The 18,421-nt window shown below is 68.0% G+C and carries 15 protein-coding genes and 1 pseudogene; 9 read left to right on the top strand and 7 right to left on the bottom strand.

What is annotated here, in order from left to right; translation table 11 throughout:
* Window positions 1-1,418 (top strand): annotated as a pseudogene (locus tag LQV16_RS19285) (pyruvate dehydrogenase (acetyl-transferring), homodimeric type); the annotation flags it as partial.
* 80 nt (window positions 1,419-1,498) lie between these two features.
* Window positions 1,499-2,122 (top strand): nicotine blue oxidoreductase, encoded by a 624-nt coding sequence (nboR, locus tag LQV16_RS19280; RefSeq protein ID WP_229995492.1) that lies wholly within the window; start codon window positions 1,499-1,501, stop codon window positions 2,120-2,122.
* On the opposite strand, the gene LQV16_RS19275 is transcribed toward nboR, so the two are convergent.
* The 6 genes from LQV16_RS19275 to LQV16_RS19250 form a co-directional block, all read right to left on the bottom strand.
* On the bottom strand, window positions 2,119-2,754 hold the full coding sequence (locus LQV16_RS19275; protein ID WP_229995491.1) for a uracil-DNA glycosylase: 636 nt from the start codon (window positions 2,752-2,754) through the stop codon (window positions 2,119-2,121). The genes nboR and LQV16_RS19275 overlap by 4 nt on opposite strands.
* On the bottom strand, window positions 2,755-5,601 hold the full coding sequence (locus LQV16_RS19270; protein WP_229995490.1) for a molybdopterin cofactor-binding domain-containing protein: 2,847 nt from the start codon (window positions 5,599-5,601) through the stop codon (window positions 2,755-2,757).
* A gap of 2 nt (window positions 5,602-5,603) precedes the next feature.
* Window positions 5,604-6,542, bottom strand: coding sequence for an FAD binding domain-containing protein (locus tag LQV16_RS19265; protein ID WP_229995489.1), 939 nt, complete (start codon window positions 6,540-6,542; stop codon window positions 5,604-5,606).
* Entirely contained in the window at window positions 6,533-7,816 is a 1,284-nt protein-coding gene (locus LQV16_RS19260; protein ID WP_229995488.1) for an XdhC/CoxI family protein, read from the bottom strand. The genes LQV16_RS19265 and LQV16_RS19260 overlap by 10 nt, the downstream gene beginning before the upstream one ends.
* Before the next feature lie 17 nt (window positions 7,817-7,833).
* Complete coding sequence (locus LQV16_RS19255) at window positions 7,834-8,328, bottom strand: nucleoside deaminase (protein WP_229995487.1); 495 nt, start codon at window positions 8,326-8,328, stop codon at window positions 7,834-7,836.
* 264 nt (window positions 8,329-8,592) lie between these two features.
* The gene (locus LQV16_RS19250; RefSeq protein WP_229995486.1) at window positions 8,593-8,775 is read right to left on the bottom strand and encodes a hypothetical protein; all 183 of its coding nucleotides are present in this window, start codon (window positions 8,773-8,775) and stop codon (window positions 8,593-8,595) included.
* A gap of 383 nt (window positions 8,776-9,158) precedes the next feature.
* Between LQV16_RS19250 and pucL the strand changes: the two genes are divergently transcribed.
* Together pucL and LQV16_RS19240 are read left to right on the top strand one after the other, a co-directional pair.
* The gene (gene pucL / locus LQV16_RS19245; RefSeq protein WP_229995485.1) at window positions 9,159-10,067 is read left to right on the top strand and encodes a factor-independent urate hydroxylase; all 909 of its coding nucleotides are present in this window, start codon (window positions 9,159-9,161) and stop codon (window positions 10,065-10,067) included.
* A 108-nt stretch (window positions 10,068-10,175) separates the two neighbouring features.
* The gene (locus LQV16_RS19240; RefSeq protein WP_229995484.1) at window positions 10,176-11,693 is read left to right on the top strand and encodes a nucleobase:cation symporter-2 family protein; all 1,518 of its coding nucleotides are present in this window, start codon (window positions 10,176-10,178) and stop codon (window positions 11,691-11,693) included.
* 98 nt (window positions 11,694-11,791) lie between these two features.
* Here LQV16_RS19240 and LQV16_RS19235 read toward each other — a convergent pair whose 3' ends face one another.
* Window positions 11,792-12,547 carry an IclR family transcriptional regulator gene (locus LQV16_RS19235; RefSeq protein ID WP_229995483.1) on the bottom strand — a complete coding sequence of 252 codons (756 nt, stop codon included), beginning with the start codon at window positions 12,545-12,547 and terminating at the stop codon, window positions 11,792-11,794.
* A 205-nt stretch (window positions 12,548-12,752) separates the two neighbouring features.
* Here LQV16_RS19235 and LQV16_RS19230 point away from each other — a divergent pair, with 205 nt between their 5' ends.
* The 5 genes from LQV16_RS19230 (at window position 12,753) to LQV16_RS19210 (ending at window position 18,261) form a co-directional block, all read left to right on the top strand.
* Entirely contained in the window at window positions 12,753-14,165 is a 1,413-nt protein-coding gene (locus LQV16_RS19230) for an NAD-dependent malic enzyme (RefSeq protein ID WP_229995482.1), read from the top strand.
* A 35-nt stretch (window positions 14,166-14,200) separates the two neighbouring features.
* On the top strand, window positions 14,201-15,799 hold the full coding sequence (gene aceB / locus LQV16_RS19225) for a malate synthase A (protein WP_229995481.1): 1,599 nt from the start codon (window positions 14,201-14,203) through the stop codon (window positions 15,797-15,799).
* A 78-nt stretch (window positions 15,800-15,877) separates the two neighbouring features.
* Window positions 15,878-17,164: an aldolase gene (locus LQV16_RS19220; RefSeq protein WP_229995493.1), complete on the top strand. Its 1,287-nt coding sequence runs from the start codon at window positions 15,878-15,880 to the stop codon at window positions 17,162-17,164.
* The gene (locus LQV16_RS19215; protein ID WP_229995480.1) at window positions 17,161-17,973 is read left to right on the top strand and encodes a bifunctional allantoicase/(S)-ureidoglycine aminohydrolase; all 813 of its coding nucleotides are present in this window, start codon (window positions 17,161-17,163) and stop codon (window positions 17,971-17,973) included. Before LQV16_RS19220 ends, LQV16_RS19215 begins: the two co-directional genes overlap by 4 nt.
* 126 nt (window positions 17,974-18,099) lie before the next feature.
* Complete coding sequence (locus tag LQV16_RS19210; RefSeq protein WP_229995479.1) at window positions 18,100-18,261, top strand: glycine zipper domain-containing protein; 162 nt, start codon at window positions 18,100-18,102, stop codon at window positions 18,259-18,261.
* Window positions 18,262-18,421 lie beyond the last annotated feature (160 nt).

Genomic DNA, 18,421 nt, shown 5'->3' with positions numbered 1-18,421 from the left:
TCACCGACGAGCAGCTGGAAGCGGACCTCTACCGGCCGCCGTACTACCACCCCGGCATGGACTCCCCCGAGATCCAGTACCTGATGGGCCGCCGCAAGGAACTCGGCGGCTTCGTCCCCGAGCGGCGGCCGGACCACGTGCCCGTGGAACTTCCCGATCCCGCGACATATGAGGTGGCCAAAAGAGGTTCCGGGAAGCAACGGGCCGCCACCACCATGGCCTTCGTCCGCCTGCTCAAGGACCTGCTCCGGGACAAGAACTTCGGACACCGCATCGTCCCGATCGTGCCAGATGAATCCCGCACGTTCGGCATGGACGCGTTCTTCCCCTCGGCGAAGATCTACAACCCGGACGGCCAGGGCTACCTGTCCGTGGACCGGGATTTGGTCCTTGCCTATAAGGAATCGGCCAAGGGCCAGCTGATCCACCCGGGCATCAATGAGGCCGGGGCGGTGGCCGCGTTCACCGCCGCGGGCACGTCCTACGCCACTCACGGCGAACCGCTCATCCCGGTCTACGTGTTCTACTCGATGTTCGGGTTCCAGCGCACCGGCGATTCCTTCTGGGCCGCCGCGGACCAGATGACCCGCGGGTTCATCATCGGCGCCACCGCCGGCCGCACCACCCTGACCGGCGAAGGCCTGCAGCACGCCGACGGCCACTCCCCCATCCTGGCCGCGACCAACCCGGCCGTCATCACCTACGACCCCGCGTACGGCTACGAAATGGGCCACATCATCCGGGACGGCCTGGAGCGGATGTACGGTCCGGAGTCGGAAGACCGGAACCTCATGTACTACCTCACGGTCTACAACGAGCCGATCGTCCAGCCGGCCGAACCCGAGAACCTCGACGTCAACGGCGTGCTGAAAGGCATCTACCGGGTGTCGGCGTCGGACTGTGAAGGGCCCAAGAGCCAGATCCTGGCCTCCGGCGTGTCCGTTCCCTGGGCCCTCGAAGCCCAGCGGATCCTCGCCGAGGACTGGGGCGTCTCCGCCGACGTCTGGTCCGTGACGTCCTGGACCGAACTGCGCCGCGACGCCATGGCCGCCGAGGAAGAAGCCTTCCTCAACCCCGGCCAGCCTGCCCGCGTCCCGTTCGTGACCGAGCAGCTCGCCGGCGCCACCGGCCCGATCGTGGCAGTCACGGACTACATGAAGGCCGTGCCGGACCAGATCCGCCAGTTCCTGCCGCACCAGTTCGCCTCGCTCGGCGCCGACGGCTTCGGCTTCTCCGACACCCGCGCCGCGGCACGCCGCTTCTTCAAGAACGACATCCACTCGATTGTGGTGAAGACCCTGCAGCTGCTCGCCTCGCGCGGAGAGGTCGACGGCGGGGTGCCCGCCTATGCGATGGACCGCTACAAGCTCCTGGATGTCACCGCAGGGACCACCGGCGGAGCGGGTGGCGACGCCTGACGCCGTCGAGTGGGCAGTTGACGGCAGTGTTCCGCCCCGGGGCTGCCGTCACCTGCCATCCGGGTGCATAGGCTGGGACCATGGCTGACTCATCGGAACCGCTCACGACGGCGGGATCAACAACGGCGGTGCTGCTGGCCGCCGGAGCCGGGACGCGGCTGGGACTCGGGCCCAAGGCGCTGCTCCCCTTCCATGGCCGCACACTGGTCGAAGTGCTTGCTGACGTGCTGCTCGCGGGCGGCTGCCGGGAAGTTGTGACAGTCCTCGGCGCGGACGCGGCAACGGTCCGCGCCGCTACCGACCTCAGCCGGCACCGGGTCATCGACAACCCTGGCTGGGACACCGGAATGGGCAGTTCGTTCCGGACGGGAGTTGCCGCGGCGGCCCCCGAGGACCATGTGCTCATCGCGCTGGTGGACCAGCCCGGCCTCACCCCGGAGACCGTGGCCCGGCTGCTGGCAGCCCACCGGCCGGGCCGGGCGACGGCGGCCGCCTACCGCGATGCGGAGGGGAAGCTGCAGCGGGGACATCCGCTGCTGCTCGACGCCGGACTTCGCGCTGAAGCCGCGGAAACAGCAGCGGGCGACGCCGGAGCACGTGTCTTCCTGCGGACCCACCCGGACCTGGTTGATCTGGTGGACTGCAGCGACCTCTCAGGCGGCGAGGACCTCGACTCACCCGACCAGCTGCACCTCCTCGATTAAGCCAACAGCTCCTGCAGGCCACGCTTGAACCCGGCCCTGCCGCCATGGGCCGGATGCCTGATTTTCGGGACATCCAGGCCGCTCCTCTGCAGGCTGCGGTGCGCCACATTGCCCACGGCCACCACGGTTTCGATGCGAAACGCCTCGATCAATGCCTGCCAAAACGGAGTTCCAAGTGCAGCCTCGGAAGCCCTTGGCGTGCGGTTGGACAGCGGCCGCCCGGGCACGTGGGTGTGCCACGGGCAGGCACTCCACAGCAGGGGCAGGAACTCCAGCTCCGCCAGGACCTGCCACATCACCGTGGCCGTCGGTTCCGCGGCTATGCCTTCGGCATCGGTCGGAAGCACGTACCCCTTCCCCGGCCCAAACAGCCCAAACTCGTTGGCAGGGCCTTCGAGCATGGAGCGGTTTGTGAAGGGAATCCCGGTGATCCTCATGCCCCGGAATCCCGGCGCTTCGCCCAGCAGCAGCACCTTCGGGCGCCGGTCCAGCATTTCCTGCAGATAGAGCTCCAGGTTCCGGCGGCGCACGGCATTGCCGGCAGCGGCAGAATCAAAGAAGTTCTGGCAGTCCGGCCCGGTCTGCACGGACGCCAGCCGATCGACGAAGGCCCGGATCGCGGGATCGGCCATTCAGGGCGCTCCCCGGGAAGGGACCAGCCCTGCTTCTTTCAGGCCCAGGTAGATCTTGTCCCGGGAGATCGGCAGCTCGGAGAACCTCACGCCGGTGGCGTTCCGGATGGCATTCGCGAGCGCCGGCGCCACCGGGTTGAACGGGCTCTCGCTCATGGACTTCGCACCCAGCGGGCCCAGCTTGTCGCTGGTGTCGGCGAAGTAGACCTCGCTGCGCGGCACGTCGGCGAAGGCGGGGACGTGGTACTGCCGCAGGACGTCCGTTCTCACGCGGCCGGCGTCGTCCACTTTGACCTCCTCGTAGAGCGCGGAGCCGAGGGCCTGCGCGATCCCGCCTTCGATCTGGCCGCGGCACTGGCGCGGATTGACCACCACGCCGGCATCGGCAGCCTGCACGCTCTGCAGAATCCGCAACTCCCCTGTCCCGGTGTTCACTGCCACCCGAAAGCCCTGGACGTTGAACGCCACTGAGCGCGGGGTCCCGCCCCAGCGCCCTTCGGCGGCGAGCTCGACGCCGGCCTGCTCCGCGGCGTCGTAAATCTCCGTGAGCGGCACCCGCGTTCCCTCGCAGAGAACGGCATCCTGCTCCAGCACGCAGCCGGAGGGCTGCACGCGGCGGCTGCCGGCGGCGAAGACGCGGATGCGGAGGGCGAGCTCCTCTGCGGCGGCCAGCGTCGCCTTGCCCGCCACCACGGTGCCGGCAGATCCGAACGCACCGGAATCGTGGTCCACGAGGTCGGTGTCGGACTGCCGCACAGTGACCCGGGCGGCAGTGGTGGACAGCGCGGTGGCCGCGAGCTGCGTGTGGACGGTGGTGGTGCCGTTGCCGAATTCTGCCGTCCCGACGTCGGCGGCGTACGTCCCGTCGGGCAGCAGCCGGAGCCTGGAATGGGCAAAGTGGCCGCGTGGCGGGACGGTGTCGATCATGGACAGGGCCGTCCCCTCCCCGAGGACCCAGTCAGGGTCCAGCCTGTCGAGGCCGGCCGCGCGGTAGCGTTCCTGTCCACGGGCCAGGGCGTCCTCCACCAGCTTTATGCACTGGTCCAGGCCGTAGCTGCCGTAGCGGACGTCCTCTTGGGGCTCGTCGCGGGTGGAAAGCATGTCGTCGCCTTCCCGGACCATGTTCAGGCGGCGGAACTCCAGGGGGTCCATGCCGATCCCCGTCGCGAGCTCGTCGATGCCTGATTCGATCGCGAAGATCATTTGGCTGAGCCCATAGCCGCGGAAGGCACCCGCCGGCACGGTGTTGGTGTAGACGGCGTGGGCGTCCACTTTCTTGTTGGCGCACCTGTACACCGCCAGCGACTCGCCGCAGCCGTGGAACATGACGCCGGTCGCGTGGTTGCCGTAGGCGCCGGTGTTGGTGAGCACCTCCAGCTTCAGTGCCGTCAGCCTGCCGTCGCGGCTGGCGCCGGCCTTGAGATGGATGGTGAAGGGATGCTTGGTGGTGGCGGCGGTGAACTGTTCGGTCCGGGTGAATTCAAGCTGCACGGGGCGGTTGAGCTTCAGGGCTGCCAGCGCCACGACGTCCTCGGTGAGCACCTCTTGCTTGCCGCCAAAGCCGCCGCCTACCCGTCCCGCCACCACCCGGATCTGCTCTTCCGGCAGACCGAATACCCGGCACAGGGTCCGCCGCACCAGGAACGGGACCTGGCTGGACGTGCGGATCAGCAGCCGCCCGTCGCTGCCGAAGGAGGCGATGGAGGCATGGGTTTCGAGCGCCATGTGCTGCACCCGTTGGGTCCGGTAGGTGTGTTCGTGGATGAAGTCCGCCGCGGCGAAACCGGCCGACACATCGCCGAGCTCGGAATGCAGCTCGGCCACGACGTTCCGTTCGGGCCGGCTGATGCGGGCCGCGGCTGCGTCCTTGTCCCCATGGAGGGCGGGGGCCCCGGGGAGCATGGCGTTCTCCGGGGTGAAGACGGCGTCCAGTACCTCGTAGTCGACCTTCAGGGCCCGCACGCCTGCCTCCGCCGCCGCCACCGTGCCGGCGACCACGGCCGCGACCCGCTGGCCGATGAACCGCACCACGTCGTCGAACACGCGGGTGTCGTCAGGATCGTCGGTGTAGAGCTCGTGCTGCGCGGTCGAAAACAGCTGCGCCGGGGAGTCTTCGTGGGTGAAGACCGCCGCGACGCCGGGAATCGTCAGCGCGGCCGCGGCGTCGATGGCGCGGATCCGGGCGTGGGCATGCGGGGAGCGCAGCAGCTTCACGTGCAGCAGCCCGGGCAGTTCTTCGGCCGGGACGTCCAGGGTGTAGCGGGCCTGCCCCGTGACGATGGCGAGGCCGGCGGGTGCGGGAACATCGTCGCCCAGTTGTCCGGGGCGCGGCTCCGGCCGGCCGCGCCCCTCCGATGCCGTGTCCGTACCAGGGGTGTCCGGCTGGCTCGCCCTCCCGCAGACGGCGTCCTCGATGGCCGTGTACCCAGTGCACCGGCACAGGTTGCCCTTCAGGTTCCGCGGCAGGTCCGCCTTCTGCTCGTCATCGAAGGTCGCGGCCGTCATCACCATGCCGGCCGTGCAAAAACCGCACTGGAAGCCCTGCCGGTCCAGGAACTGCTGCTGCATCGGATGGAGTGCGGTGCCGTCGGGGTCATCGGATCCGCCGGAGGCGCAGGTGGCGGCCAACCCTTCCACCGTAGTGACGGCGTGGCCCTCGGCGCGGACGGCGGGATAAATGCAGCTGTGCACCGGCACCCCGTCCACATGCACGGTGCACGCGCCGCAGTCGCCGGCGTCGCAGCCCTTTTTCACGCCGAGGCTCCCCTGTTCGCGAAGGAACGTCCGCAGGCACTGCCCGGGGCGGGGTCCGGCCTGCGCCGGGCTGCCGTTGATCTCGATTGACATGTTCAGGCCTCTTCCGTCCGGGACCCGGCGCTTAAGGGCCTGCCCCGCGGCGGCCAGAAATCACCGGATACGCGTAGCGGATCACGGCCTGCCGGGGCGGTGAGCTCGGCCCGGATTTCATGGGCCAGCCGGTACGTCATGTCCTTGCGCCAGGCGGGCAGGCCGTGGACGTCGTCGTGGTACAGCTCATCGGGGATGGCGGCATCCAATGAGGCGGAGAGGGCGTCGGCGAGCGCCGCCGCGGAGGACGTCAGGCGCAGCTGCACGGGGCGTTTGGTGGCTGCGGTGACGGTCAGGACCAGGGAGCCGCCGGCGTCGAGCCTTCCGATCAGCAGCACCGCGGACCTGCCCAGGTTGCTCAGCGACAGCCGGCGGAAGGCCACCCGGGAGGACAGGGACGCCGCCGGCAGGCTCACGCTGCGCAGGAGCTCGCCGGGAGCGAGGGCGTTGGTCCCGTCGCCCGTGACGAACTCCAGCACGGGGAGCGTGCGGCGGGCGCCGCCGGGGCCCAAAATGGTAGCTGTGCCGTCGAGCGCCGCGCAGAGCGAGATCATGGGCCCGGCCGGCAGGGAGGTGCACAGGTTGCCGCCCACGGTGGACATGGTCCAGACCTTGAAGGAGGCCACAAAGGACTCGCAGCAGGGCCGGACGAGCTCCACGCCGGGCCAGTCCCCGGCCAGTCCCCGGCCAGCGTCCGAATCAGGGAAGGCATACAGTTGCGCGATGGTGCAGGTTGCCGCCAGCTCGATGCCCGCCGCTGAGACGGCCAGGGGTGTCCAGTCCGTGAAGCCGAGGTCCAGGAGACGCCGGAGCGGTTCCTGTCCGGGGCCGGGGCTCCCGGCGGAGAAAAGCACGGTGCCCCCCGCGAGCCAGGCGTCGCCTTCGCGCCACTGCGCCGGATCCGCGGTGCGGACCACGGCCTCGATGGTGTTCATGTCCACTGGGCCTCCTGAGGTTCCGGCATGCCGGCGCTGCTGTCGTGATGGCTGCTGGCGTGATGACCGCTGTCGTGATGACTGCTGTCGTGATGACTTGGGGCGTAATGGTGAATGGGGCCGCTGACATCCTTCAGGGACACGCTGCCCTGGGCCAGGCCGGCGGCTTTGCTCCGGCTGGCCACGAGTTCTGCCGTGATGGACACCGCGACCTCTTCCGGTGTGACGGCCCCGAGGTCCAGGCCGATGGGTGAGTGCAGCCGGGCCAGGTCCCCGTCGGCCACACCGGCCTGCCGCAGGGCATCGATCCGCGCGCGGTGGCTGCGCCTGGACCCCATGGCGCCGACATAGGCCACGTCCAGGCCGAGGGCGGCCTGCAGGAGCGGGACATCGAATTTGGGATCGTGCGTGAGAACGCAGATCACCGTACGGGCGTCGGTGCGGCCACCCCGCGCCTGGTCCGCCAGATACCGGTGCGGCCAGGCAGTGGCCACCTCGTCCGCGGCGCTGAACCTGTCCTGCTGCGCGAACGCCGGGCGAGCATCGCACACCGTGACGTGGAAGCCAAGGAGTTTCGCGGCCGGCAGGAGTGCCGCACCGAAGTCATTGGCGCCGAAGATCAGCAGGCGCGCCGCCGGCAGCCGGCTCTCCACCAGCAGGCTCACGGGTTCCGGCTGGCAGTCCCCCGCGGGCGCGATCCGGACCAGTCCGGTACGGCCTCCCCTCAGCAGCGGTTCCAGCTGGGCTGCCGCGGCCAGCAGTACGCGCCCGGCACCGGCGGAACCTCCCGTTCCCAGCAGCGCGGCGAGCTCGGCCGACTCCAGTACCTGGAAAGCCGCCGGGTCAGGAACCACGACGGCGCCGCCTCCGCCGGCGTCCACCCTGCGGATCAGCGCCGCCCCGCCGGCCGGATGCCGCCCGGCCAGGCCGGCCAGGCTGTCCAGCCATAGCCGGCCGGGCCCTGCGCCCAGGGGCTCGACGTGGATTTCCAGCCCACCGCCACAGGTCAGTCCGGCGGCGAACGCGTCCTCGGGGCTGTAGCCGAAGAACTCCCGGCGCGACCGGCCGTCGCGCAGTGCCTCCAGGGCCGCTTCCACAACGGCCCCTTCAACGCAGCCGCCAGACAGGCTTCCGAGCACCTCCCCGGTCTCCGAGACCAACATGGACGTGCCCACGGGCCGCGGCACCGATCCGGCAGCGCCCACCACGGTGGCCACCGCGCAGCGCTGCCCGGGCGCGGCAGGCCGCCATGTGCCTAAGTGCGGGAGCAGATCCAACATGGCCGCAGTCACCGGCGCTAATAGTCGGTCCTGGACTCGAACGAGTTCCAGGCGTTGAAGGGATCCAGGGCCGCGGGAGCTTGCGGGTCTGTCAGTTCCAGCCTGCCCACCGGCATGAGCGCGTCGCGCTGATCGTTTTCGAAGTATTCGTAGAAGACGGCGTCATCGAACCCCGCGGACGCGGCATCGTGCCGGTCCGCGGCGAACACCACGCGTGACACCCGCGCCCACAGCGCGGACGCCAGGCACATGGGGCACGGCTCGCAGCTGCAGTAGAGCGTGGCTCCGCTGAGATCGAAGTTGCCCAGGTCGCTGCAGGCCCGCCGGATGGCCGTGACCTCGGCGTGCGCCGTGGGATCGTTGGTGGCGGTGACGCGGTTGACGCCTTCGAACGCTTGCCCGTCCGCAGTGACCACCACAGCGCCGAACGGGCCGCCGCCGTTCAGGACGTTGGCCGTGGCCAACTCGATGGATCTCGCCAGGAACTTCCGGGCCGTATCGGCTGTAGTCATGCTGCCACTCCCTAACCTGCGGAAGCCGGTACACCGCGACGGGAACGCAAGGGCCGGACGCGACGGTGACCAGTCTTCAGCATGTGCCTTGAAGGTTGCGCCTGGTAGATAGCTTCCCGGGATCGGGCTGCCCGCCGTTGGCAAGATCGACAGTAGCACCGGGACGTCCGCGCGGCGCGCCCTAGTTGATGGAAGCCCGGTTTCTTTATGTGAAATCTCTATTTCCGGGTCTTCACGCCAACGCCCTACCGCCCCAAGTAACGCCTACCGGCCAAAGAGCGGCAGCGCGCGGAGCCATCGGGAAAAGCCGCGGTCCCTCCGCTCGCAGTCGGCCGGAATGTAGAAGTCCGGGTCCGTAGCACCGAAGTCCGTCGCGCCGAACGGCAGGTACAGCTCCTGCCCGGGCGCCGGAAATTCAATGGCACTGTCCTTCTCCTGCGAGTCCATGGACTCCTCCTCGTTCATTGTGTGGCCGCTTCCTCGCACCGGGATGGATCACTTCAGTGCAGTTCCGCAATTTGGAAATAATTTATTGTTGTGTGGAAAAGACTAGAAGCCTCCGGAGTCGGCGGTCAAGGGCTGCGGCCACCGCGGTCACAAACGGATTTTTCGAAAAGTGATGTACACCACGCCGGGTCCGGGCTACGCTTAATCCCAATTCGTGGCGCAGGTCACGTAACCTGGGAGCAGCAGGCAGGGTCGTAATGAGCTGGCATCAACTGATGTCGGCTCTTTTTTGTGGGCCGACGGAATGAGAAACGCGCAGGAAACAAGCGCTTAATTTCTATGTGGGACTTTGGTGCCACATACCTGAAGTTGGGAATCAGACCATGAGCAACAAGATCGTCCTCGGCCACAACCAGTACGGAAAAGCCGAAGTCCGGGTCGTCAAGATCACCAGGGACACCGACCGCCATGAAATCGAAGACCTGAACGTCACCTCGCAGCTGCGGGGGGACTTCGCGGCGGCCCACCTCGAAGGCGACAACAGCCATGTGGTAGCCACGGACACCCAAAAGAACACGATCTACGCCTTCGCCCGGGACGGCATCGGCTCCCCGGAAGCCTTCCTGCTGCGGCTGGGCAAGCACTTTACCTCGAACTTCGGCTGGGTCACCGGCGGCCGCTGGGCGGCCGAGTCCTACAAATGGGACCGGATCCAGGCCCACGGGGCCGGGCACGACCACTCTTTCGTCCGCAGCGGCCAGGAAGTCCGCACCGCGGTTCTTGTCCGCGACGGCGGTACCGAGCACCTCATCGCCGGGCTCAAGGACCTCACCGTGCTGAAGTCGACCCAGTCCGGGTTCAGCGGCTTCCCGCGGGACAAGTACACCACCCTCCCGGAAACGTCCGACCGCATCCTCGCCACGGACGTATCGGCCCGCTGGCGCTTCAAGGCCGGCACCGATTTCGGCACGTTCGACTTCAACAAGAGCTACGAGGACGTCAAGAGCCTGCTGCTGGAGGGGTTCAGCGAAAAGTACTCCCACGCCCTGCAGCAGACCCTCTTCGACATGGGCGCCAAGGTCCTTGAAGCGCACACCGAGATCGACGAGATTAAGTTCTCCATGCCCAACAAGCACCACTTCCTCGTTGACCTCTCGCCCTTTGGCCTCGACAACCCCAACGAGGTCTTCTTTGCCGCCGACCGCCCCTACGGCCTGATCGAGGCCACGGTCCAGCGTGAAGACGCTGCACCGGCCGAGATCGCCTGGTCCGGGATCGCCGGCTTCTGCTAGGACTCCCGAACAGGCCGGCCCGGGCTTCCGGCGCCGGCACTCAAGTAAACGTTAGCCAGACATTGTTAGCCGGACGACGACGTCCGCCATGAACCAAGAAGGTCTGCCATGAACGCACGCAAGAAACTGACCGCCCGGCTGCCACGCACCGGCGGCACCGGAGGCTCCGGCGGCACTCCCCGCCCCGAAGACCAACGGCTCTCCGCCGGAAGCAGCTTCGCCTACGGCTTCCAGCACGTCCTGACCATGTACGGCGGCATCATCGCCGTCCCCCTGATCGTCGGCCAGGCCGCCGGCCTGGCGCCCGCCGACGTCGGGGTCCTGATCGCCGCGGCCCTCTTCATGGGCGGCCTGGCAACCCTGCTCCAGACCCTGGGCGTGCCGTTCTTCGGCTCCCAGCTCCCCCTGGTCCAGGGCGTCTCCTTCGCCAGCGTGGCGACCATGGTCGCCATCGTCACCGGTGGAGGTGGCCTCCCGGCCGTCTTCGGCGCCGTCATTGCCTCTGCAGCCATCGGGTTGCTGATCGCCCCGGTGTTCTCCAAGATTGTCCGGTTCTTCCCGCCGGTGGTCACCGGCACAGTCATCACCACCATCGGCCTCACGCTGATGCCCGTGGCGGCCAACTGGGCCATGGGCGGGAACAAGAAGGCGGAGGACTACGGGAGCGTGGCCAACATCGGGCTGGCGGCCATTACCCTGGCCCTCGTGCTCCTGTTGAGCAAGGTCGGCAACGCCACCATTTCCCGCCTGTCCATCCTGCTGGCCATGGTGGCCGGAACGGGGGTCGCCGTCGTGACCGGCATGGCGGACTTCTCGAAGGTCGGCGACGGCCCGATCGTCGCCTTCCCCGCGCCGTTCCACCTCGGCGCGCCCACTTTCGAGGCTGCCGCCATCATCTCCATGCTGATCGTGGTCCTGGTGATCCTGACCGAGACGATGGCCGACATCCTGGCCGTCGGCGAGATCGTGGGCACCCGGGTCGATTCGAAGCGGATCGCCGCGGGCTTGCGGGCCGATATGGTTTCCAGCCTCGTGGCGCCGGTCTTCGGCTCTTTCACGCAGAGCGCGTTCGCCCAGAACGTTGGCCTGGTCGCCGTCACCAAGATCAAGAGCCGCTACGTGGTGGCGGCCGGCGGTGTCATCCTGGTGCTGCTGGGCCTGCTGCCGGTGCTCGGCCGCGTGGTCGCGGCGGTTCCCACGGCCGTCCTGGGCGGTGCGGGGATCGTGCTCTTCGGCACTGTGGCCGCGAGCGGCATCCGCACCCTGGCCAAGGTGGAGTACCGGAACAACATGAACCTGATCATCGTCGCCGCCTCCATCGGTTTCGGGATGATCCCGATCGCCGCCCCCACCTTCTACGACAAGTTCCCCAGCTGGTTCGGAACGATTTTCCACTCCGGCATCAGCTCCGCGGCCGTCATGGCCATCACGCTGAACTTGCTCTTCAACCACTTGAAGAAGGGCAACTCGGAGAACCAGTCGGTCTTCGTGGCCGGAACCGGCCGGGTCATCCGCGAGGAAGACCTTCAGTGCCTGGCCGAGGGCGACCGCTATGAGAACGGCAAACTGATCGACTCCGACGGCAAGGAAGTCCCGGTGGAGTCCGCCGCGACATCCGGGCACTAGTCCCTGCGCCCCCGGCCGGCATGAGCGTTGCGGCCCCTCCCCCGGAAGGAAAAGGGGCCGCAACGTGGCCTGGCAGAATGCGCCACGGCCGCTGGAGGTCAGCTCTTGTTGAGGTCCTGGGAAATCGCCAGGGCGGCCTCGCGCAGCAACGGCACCGCCCGGTCCGCGAAGGACTCGTCCACCCGGGATACGGGCCCGGAGACGGAAATCGCCGCGGGGGTCGGCGCATTGGGGATGGCAATCGCGAAGCAGCGGACGCCGATCTCCTGCTCTTCCTCATCGATGGAATAGCCGCGGCTGCGGATCAGCTTCAAGTCGGCGAACAGGGACTCGACGTCGCCGATGCTCTTCGGAGTGGGGGTGGGCATGCCCTTTCGGGTGACGATGCCACGCACCGTCTCATCGTCCAGCTGGGCCAGGATCGCCTTGCCCATGCCGGTGGCATGCATGTAGCCGCGGCGGCCCACTTCGGTGATCATCCTCATGGAGTGCAGGGACGGGACCTGGGCCACGTACATCACCATGTCAGAGTCCAGCACGGCCATGTTGGCGGTCTCGCCGAGCCGTTCCACGAGGGACTGGAGCTGCGGCCGCGCGAGCGCCCCCAATTGCTTGTTCGCCGCCTCGCCCAGCCGGATCAGGCGCGGGCCCAGGGCATAGCGGCGGTTCGGCAGCTGCCGGATATAGCCCAGCGTGACGAGGGTGCGCAGCAGCCGGTGGATGGTGGGAAGCGGCAGATCGGTGGAGGACGAGAGTTCGCTGAGGGTGACGTCGCCGCCGGCATCAGTGATCAGTTCCAGAAGTTCGAAAACGCGTTCAACGGACTGCACGCCTCCGGGGGCTTTTTCCGCCATAACTTTGCTCTCCTGAGGGGTTGCTTACGACAAATTTTATCCACATCGTGAAAAAAGTGCTTAGTGGACCCAAGATACAATACCGCCAGCCCGCCGTCGACGGGCTACGGGGCTTGTATTTCCACAAAGTAGATAATAATATCCATAATACGAAATAATTGAGTTCAGCGAGAGCCCGTCAACGGGCCGACTAGGAGGAAATTCAATGGCGAATCCCAGCCCCGGAAATTCGATCACCCTGCGCGTGGAGGCTCCGTCCAGCGTCACGGCCACCAGCGAACTGGCCGCCGCCGTCGGAGCCGCCGGCGCCGCGATCACAGCCCTGGACGTCACCGAGTCCCACCACGAGACCCTGGTAGTCGACGTCACCTGCAACACCACGGACGACGCCCACGCCGCACGCGTCAAGGACGCGCTCAACGCGCTCGACGGCGTCACGGTCCGGAACGTCTCGGACCGCACCTTCCTGATGCACCTCGGCGGCAAGCTGGAGGTTGTCCCGAAGGTCGCCCTGCGCAACCGCGACGACCTCTCCCGTGCCTACACCCCCGGCGTCGCCCGTGTCTGCCTGGCGATCGCCGAAAACCCCGAGGCCGCCCGGAACCTGACCATCAAACGCAACACCATCGCCGTCGTGACCGACGGCTCCGCCGTCCTGGGCCTCGGCAACATCGGCCCGGCCGCCGCGCTGCCGGTCATGGAAGGCAAGGCCGCACTCTTCAAGCAGTTCGCCAACGTCGACGCCTGGCCGGTCTGCCTGGACACCCAGGACACGGAGGAAATCATCCGGATCGTCAAGGCACTCGCCCCGGTCTACGGCGGCGTCAACCTTGAGGACATCGCCGCGCCGCGCTGCTTCGAGATCGAAACCCGGCTCCGCGAGGAACTGGACATCCCGGTCTTCCATGACGACCAGCACGGAACCGCAATCGTCACGCTGGCAGCCCTGACCAACGCCCTGCGCGTCGTGGACAAGAAACTCGCCGAGGTCCGGATTGTCGTTTCGGGCGTCGGCGCGGCCGGCTCCGCCATCATTGCGCTGCTCAAGGCGCAGGGGGCACGCAACATCATCGCCGCCGGCCGCTCGGGAGCGATCCACTTCGGCGAACAGTACAACGACGAGCACCGCACCTGGATTGCCGAGAACACCAATGAACAAGGGTTCTCCGGCACGCTGCACGAAGCGCTCAAGGGAGCCGACGTCTTCATCGGCGTCAGCGCACCGCATGTGATCGGCGAAGAACAGGTGGCATCCATGGCCAAGGACGCTATTGTGTTCGCCATGGCCAACCCCACGCCGGAAATCGACCCGGTGGTCGCATCACGGCACGCCGCTGTGGTGGCGACCGGCCGCAGCGATTTCCCCAACCAGATCAACAACGTCCTGGCCTTCCCAGGGTTCTTCCGCGGGCTCCTGGACGCTGGGGCCGCAGACATCACCTCCGAGATGCTCGTGGCCGCCGCCGCGGCGATCGCCAACCGGGTGGCCGACGATGAGCTCAATGCCAGCTACATCATTCCCAGCGTCTTCGACCCCCACGTTGCCGCCGACGTCGCCGCCGCAGTTGCCGCGGCCGCCCACGCGACGGCCCCGGCCGCCGCGCCGACCCACGCCTGATTCGCCGCCTGATTCACCGACCAGGAAGGACCACAATGGCCCTCACCATTTCAGCCCGCCGCCCCGTTGACCGTGCGGAAGAGATCCTCACTCCCGAGGCGCTGGCCTTCATTGAGCAACTGCACCAGCGATTCGCCGCCACCCGCGGGGATCTGCTCAAGGCCCGCGCGGTCAAACGCGACGAGGTGGCCCGCACCGGCCGGCTCGATTTCCTGCCGGAAACCCGCGATATCCGTGAGGGCGACTGGACGGTGGCCCCAGCCCCCGCAGCCCTGCAGGACCGCCGGGTGGAAATGACGGGCCCGGCCGCACCGGCCAAGATGGCGATCAATGCCCTGAACTCCGGGGCCAAGGTCTGGCTCGCGGACCTCGAGGACGCCAGCACCCCCACCTGGTCCAACGTGATCGAATCGATCCTCAACCTCCGCGACGCCGCGGCGGGCACCCTGGCCTACACCTCCCCCGAGGGGAAGGAATATACGCTCCGGACCGATGCCCCGCTGGCCGTCGTTGTCGCCCGCCCGCGCGGCTGGCACATGGGCGAGCGCCATCTGCTGATCGACGGCGAACACACCGTGGGCGCCCTGGTGGACTTCGGCCTGCATTTCTTCCACACCGCCAGGCAGCTGCTGGCGAACGGCCATGGCCCGTACTATTACCTGCCCAAGATGGAGAGCCACCTCGAGGCCCGGTTGTGGAACGAGATCTTCGTCTTTGCCCAGGACTACCTCGGCATTCCGCAAGGCACCATCCGCGCCACCGTCCTGATCGAGACCATCCCTGCAGCCTTCGAAATGGACGAGATCCTCTACGAACTCCGCGACCACGCCTCCGGCCTGAACGCGGGCCGCTGGGATTACCTGTTCAGCATCATCAAGTACTTCCGCGACGCCGGCTCGCGCTTTGTGCTGCCGGACCGCGCCACCGTGGCCATGACCGCGCCGTTCATGCGTGCCTACACCGAACTGCTGGTCAAGACCTGCCACCACCGCGGCGCCTTCGCCATGGGCGGCATGGCGGCCGTCATTCCCAACCGCCGCGAACCCGAGGTGACCGCCCAGGCGTTCGAGAAAGTGCGCGCGGACAAGACCCGCGAGGCGAACGACGGCTTTGACGGTTCCTGGGTGGCCCACCCGGACCTGGTGCCGGTCTGCCGGGACGTCTTCGACGCCGTTCTGGGCGAGCGGCCGAACCAGCTGGACAGGCAGCGCCCGGAAGTCTCGGTCACCGCGGACCAGCTCCTGGACGTCGCCTCCGCCCATGGCACGGTCACCGAGGCAGGCATGCGCCTGAACCTCTACGTCGCCGTCGCCTACACAGCGGTGTGGATTTCGGGCAACGGCGCGGTGGCCATCCACAACCTGATGGAGGACGCCGCGACGGCGGAAATCTCGCGGTCCCAGGTTTGGCAGCAGATCCGCAACCACTCGGTGCTGGCCGACACAGGCCGGACCGTCACCCGCGAGCTGGTGTCCGGGATCCTGGCCGAGGAAACCGAGAAGCTCCGCGGCGAGGTGGGCGAGGACGCCTTCGCGAAGCACTACCTGCCCGCCAGCAAGCTCATTGGCGACATCTGCCTGTCCGAGGACTACACGGACTTCCTCACCACGCCGGCGTACGAGCTGGTGGGCTGAGCCATGGCAGCCACCTCCGCCAGCGCCAGGCCGCAGCCGCGCAGTCATCTACGGAGCCAGCCCCGAAGCCAGGGTCCGGTGACGCCGGCCCTCTCGGGGGCCGATCTCGCCCGGATCGATGCGCAGCTCGCCGACACCGACCGGCTGCTGGAGCGCAGCTACCCTGGCGATGACGGCTCCCGCCAGCCGGTGCACACCGTCTACGTCCCGGCCGACCGCTTCAGCCCGGGGTTCACCGCGGACTGGGGCGCCCAGGCCCTCGCTGCGGTGGACGCCCGCGGCGGAGTCGAAAACCTGTGCGCGCTGCAGGGCCAGGACCCCGAGCTGGCCGCCGCCGTCGCGCCGCGGGTCCGGGCCAAGCTCTCACGCGAACCGATCGAGGACCTCCGCCTGGACTTTGAGGACGGGTTCGGGGACCGGGGCGACGACGCCGAGGACGCCGCCGCTTCGGCCGCAGCATCCGCCGTGGCCACCGCGGTCGCCGCCGGGACCGCGCCGCCCTTCATCGGGATCCGCTTCAAGTGCTTCGAGGCCGCCACCCGCGCCCGGGGCCTGCGGACCCTGGATCTCTTCGTATCGCAGCTGGCCGCGGCTGGCGAACTGCCGGACGGGCTCATCCTCACCCTGCCCAAGGTCACCACGGTGGCGCAGGTGGAGGCCATGGCCTTCGCCGTGTCCCGCCTCGAGGAAGTCCACTCGCTCCCCGCGGGCCGGCTCCGCTTTGAGGTGCAGGTGGAAACGCCGCAGCTCATCCTGGGCCCGGACGGAACCTCGCCGGTGGCGCGCCTGCCGCACGCGGTGCCCGGCCGGATCAGCGGGCTGCACTACGGAACTTACGACTACTCGGCCTCGCTGCAGATCTCCGCCGAATACCAGTCCATGGAGCATCCCGTGGCGGACTTTGCCAAGGAAGTCATGCAGCTTGCCGTGGCCGGCACCGGGATCCGGCTCTCCGACGGCTCCACCAACATCATCCCGGTGGGCGAGAACGTGGAGCAGGCCTGGCAGCTCCACGGCCGCCTGGTCCGCCGCTCGCTGGAACGCGGTTACTACCAGGGCTGGGACCTCCACCCGGCCCAGCTGCCCAGCCGGTTCGCCGCAACCTATGCCTTCTACCGGCAAGGGCTCCCCGCCGCCGCTGCCCGGCTCCGCAATTACGTGGAACAAACCGCCGGCGGCGTCATGGATGAACCCGCCACCGCACGCGCCTTGGCGGCCTTCGTTCTGCGCGGCGTCCAATGCGGCGCCGTCGGTGCCGAAGAAGTCCTGGCGCTGGCCGGCGTCGGGCTCCCCCAACTCACCGCGCTGGCCCATCCCCGGCTGGCCAACACCTCCACCCCCTCAGCTAAAGGAACGCACCCATGAGCAACTATTTCTACCCCGAGGGCGGGCTTCCGCCGCAGACCCAGCTCCTCTCGGACCGGGCCATCGTCAAAGAGGCCTACACCGTCATTCCGAAGGGCGTGCTCCGGGACATCGTCACGAGCACGCTGCCCGGCTGGACCAACACCCGCTCCTGGATCATTGCCCGGCCCATCGCCGGTTTTGCCACGACGTTCTCGCAGCTGATTGTCGAGGTGGGACCGGGCGGCGGAGCGGAAAAGCCTGAGCCCGAGGCCGGCGTCGAAGGCGTCATCTTCCTGACCAAGGGCGCCCTGGCCCTGACCCTCGAGGGGGAAATCCACAAGCTGGGAGAGGGCGGCTACGCCTATCTCGCCGCCGGGGCCCAGTGGTCCGTGGCGAACGAGTCCGGGGAGATCGCCAGTTTCCAGTGGATCCGGAAGGCCTATGAGCCGCTGGACGGCTTCACGGCGAAATCCTTCGTGACCCGCGACCAGGACGTCGAACCGCGGGCCATGCCCGACACCGACGGCGCCTGGGCCACCACCCGCTTCGTGGACCCGGAGGACCTCGCCCACGACATGCACGTCAACATCGTCACGCTCAAGCCCGGCGCCTCCATCCCCTTCGCGGAAACCCACGTCATGGAACACGGGCTCTTCGTCCTGGAGGGCAAAGCCGTCTACCGGCTCAATGACGACTGGGTTGAGGTGGAGGCCGGCGACTTCATGTGGCTGCGTGCCTTCTGCCCCCAGGCCTGCTATGCCGGCGGCCCGGGCAACTTCCGGTACCTGCTGTACAAAGACGTCAACCGCCAGATCCGCCTGACCTAAGACCGATCCACCAATACCGAATACGCAGTGGAGTCCGCCCCGTCTGACGGGGCGGACTCATTCGTGGTTCCGGAGCCCGCGGCCGGGAGCCCTTGTGGCCTGGGCGTTGCTTGCTAGCCTGAGGCTGTGAAGTACGAATCCCTGTGGATCGGATTGCTCCTTGGCGCGGCCTTCGGCTTCGCCATCGGAGCCGCCACCGCCGACAAACCGTTCACGGGCATGTTGATCGGCCTTGCGGTCGGCGCACTCGTGGGCCTGGGCGTCCGGAAGGACCCCAGGAAGCGGTAGGGATGCCCTTCGCCGGGATCAGACGGTTCCCGGCGGGGCAGTCACCCAATGCCGGCCCCCTGACCTGAAACGGCCCGCGCCGTGAAATGCCCGGGCACCAAAGCTGTGCCCGCCGCGCGAGGACCCCACAGTCCCAAGGCGCCGCCCAGACGCGCAGCCC

Source organism: Arthrobacter sp. Bi26 (assembly GCF_918697925.1).
In the GTDB taxonomy this organism is placed as follows: Bacteria; Actinomycetota; Actinomycetes; order Actinomycetales; family Micrococcaceae; genus Arthrobacter.
This window is presented reverse-complemented; position numbering and strand designations above follow the sequence as displayed.

Coding starts and splice junctions, on each gene's coding strand:
- LQV16_RS19230 (WP_229995482.1), top strand. CDS start 12,753: ATGGCGAATCCCAGCCCCGGAAATTCGATCACCCTGCGCGTGGAGGCT.
- LQV16_RS19275 (WP_229995491.1), bottom strand. CDS start 2,754: ATGGCCGATCCCGCGATCCGGGCCTTCGTCGATCGGCTGGCGTCCGTG.
- LQV16_RS19255 (WP_229995487.1), bottom strand. CDS start 8,328: ATGACTACAGCCGATACGGCCCGGAAGTTCCTGGCGAGATCCATCGAG.
- LQV16_RS19250 (WP_229995486.1), bottom strand. CDS start 8,775: ATGGACTCGCAGGAGAAGGACAGTGCCATTGAATTTCCGGCGCCCGGG.
- LQV16_RS19235 (WP_229995483.1), bottom strand. CDS start 12,547: ATGGCGGAAAAAGCCCCCGGAGGCGTGCAGTCCGTTGAACGCGTTTTC.
- LQV16_RS19215 (WP_229995480.1), top strand. CDS start 17,161: ATGAGCAACTATTTCTACCCCGAGGGCGGGCTTCCGCCGCAGACCCAG.
- LQV16_RS19260 (WP_229995488.1), bottom strand. CDS start 7,816: ATGTTGGATCTGCTCCCGCACTTAGGCACATGGCGGCCTGCCGCGCCC.
- LQV16_RS19270 (WP_229995490.1), bottom strand. CDS start 5,601: ATGTCAATCGAGATCAACGGCAGCCCGGCGCAGGCCGGACCCCGCCCC.
- LQV16_RS19240 (WP_229995484.1), top strand. CDS start 10,176: ATGAACGCACGCAAGAAACTGACCGCCCGGCTGCCACGCACCGGCGGC.
- pucL (WP_229995485.1), top strand. CDS start 9,159: ATGAGCAACAAGATCGTCCTCGGCCACAACCAGTACGGAAAAGCCGAA.
- nboR (WP_229995492.1), top strand. CDS start 1,499: ATGGCTGACTCATCGGAACCGCTCACGACGGCGGGATCAACAACGGCG.
- aceB (WP_229995481.1), top strand. CDS start 14,201: ATGGCCCTCACCATTTCAGCCCGCCGCCCCGTTGACCGTGCGGAAGAG.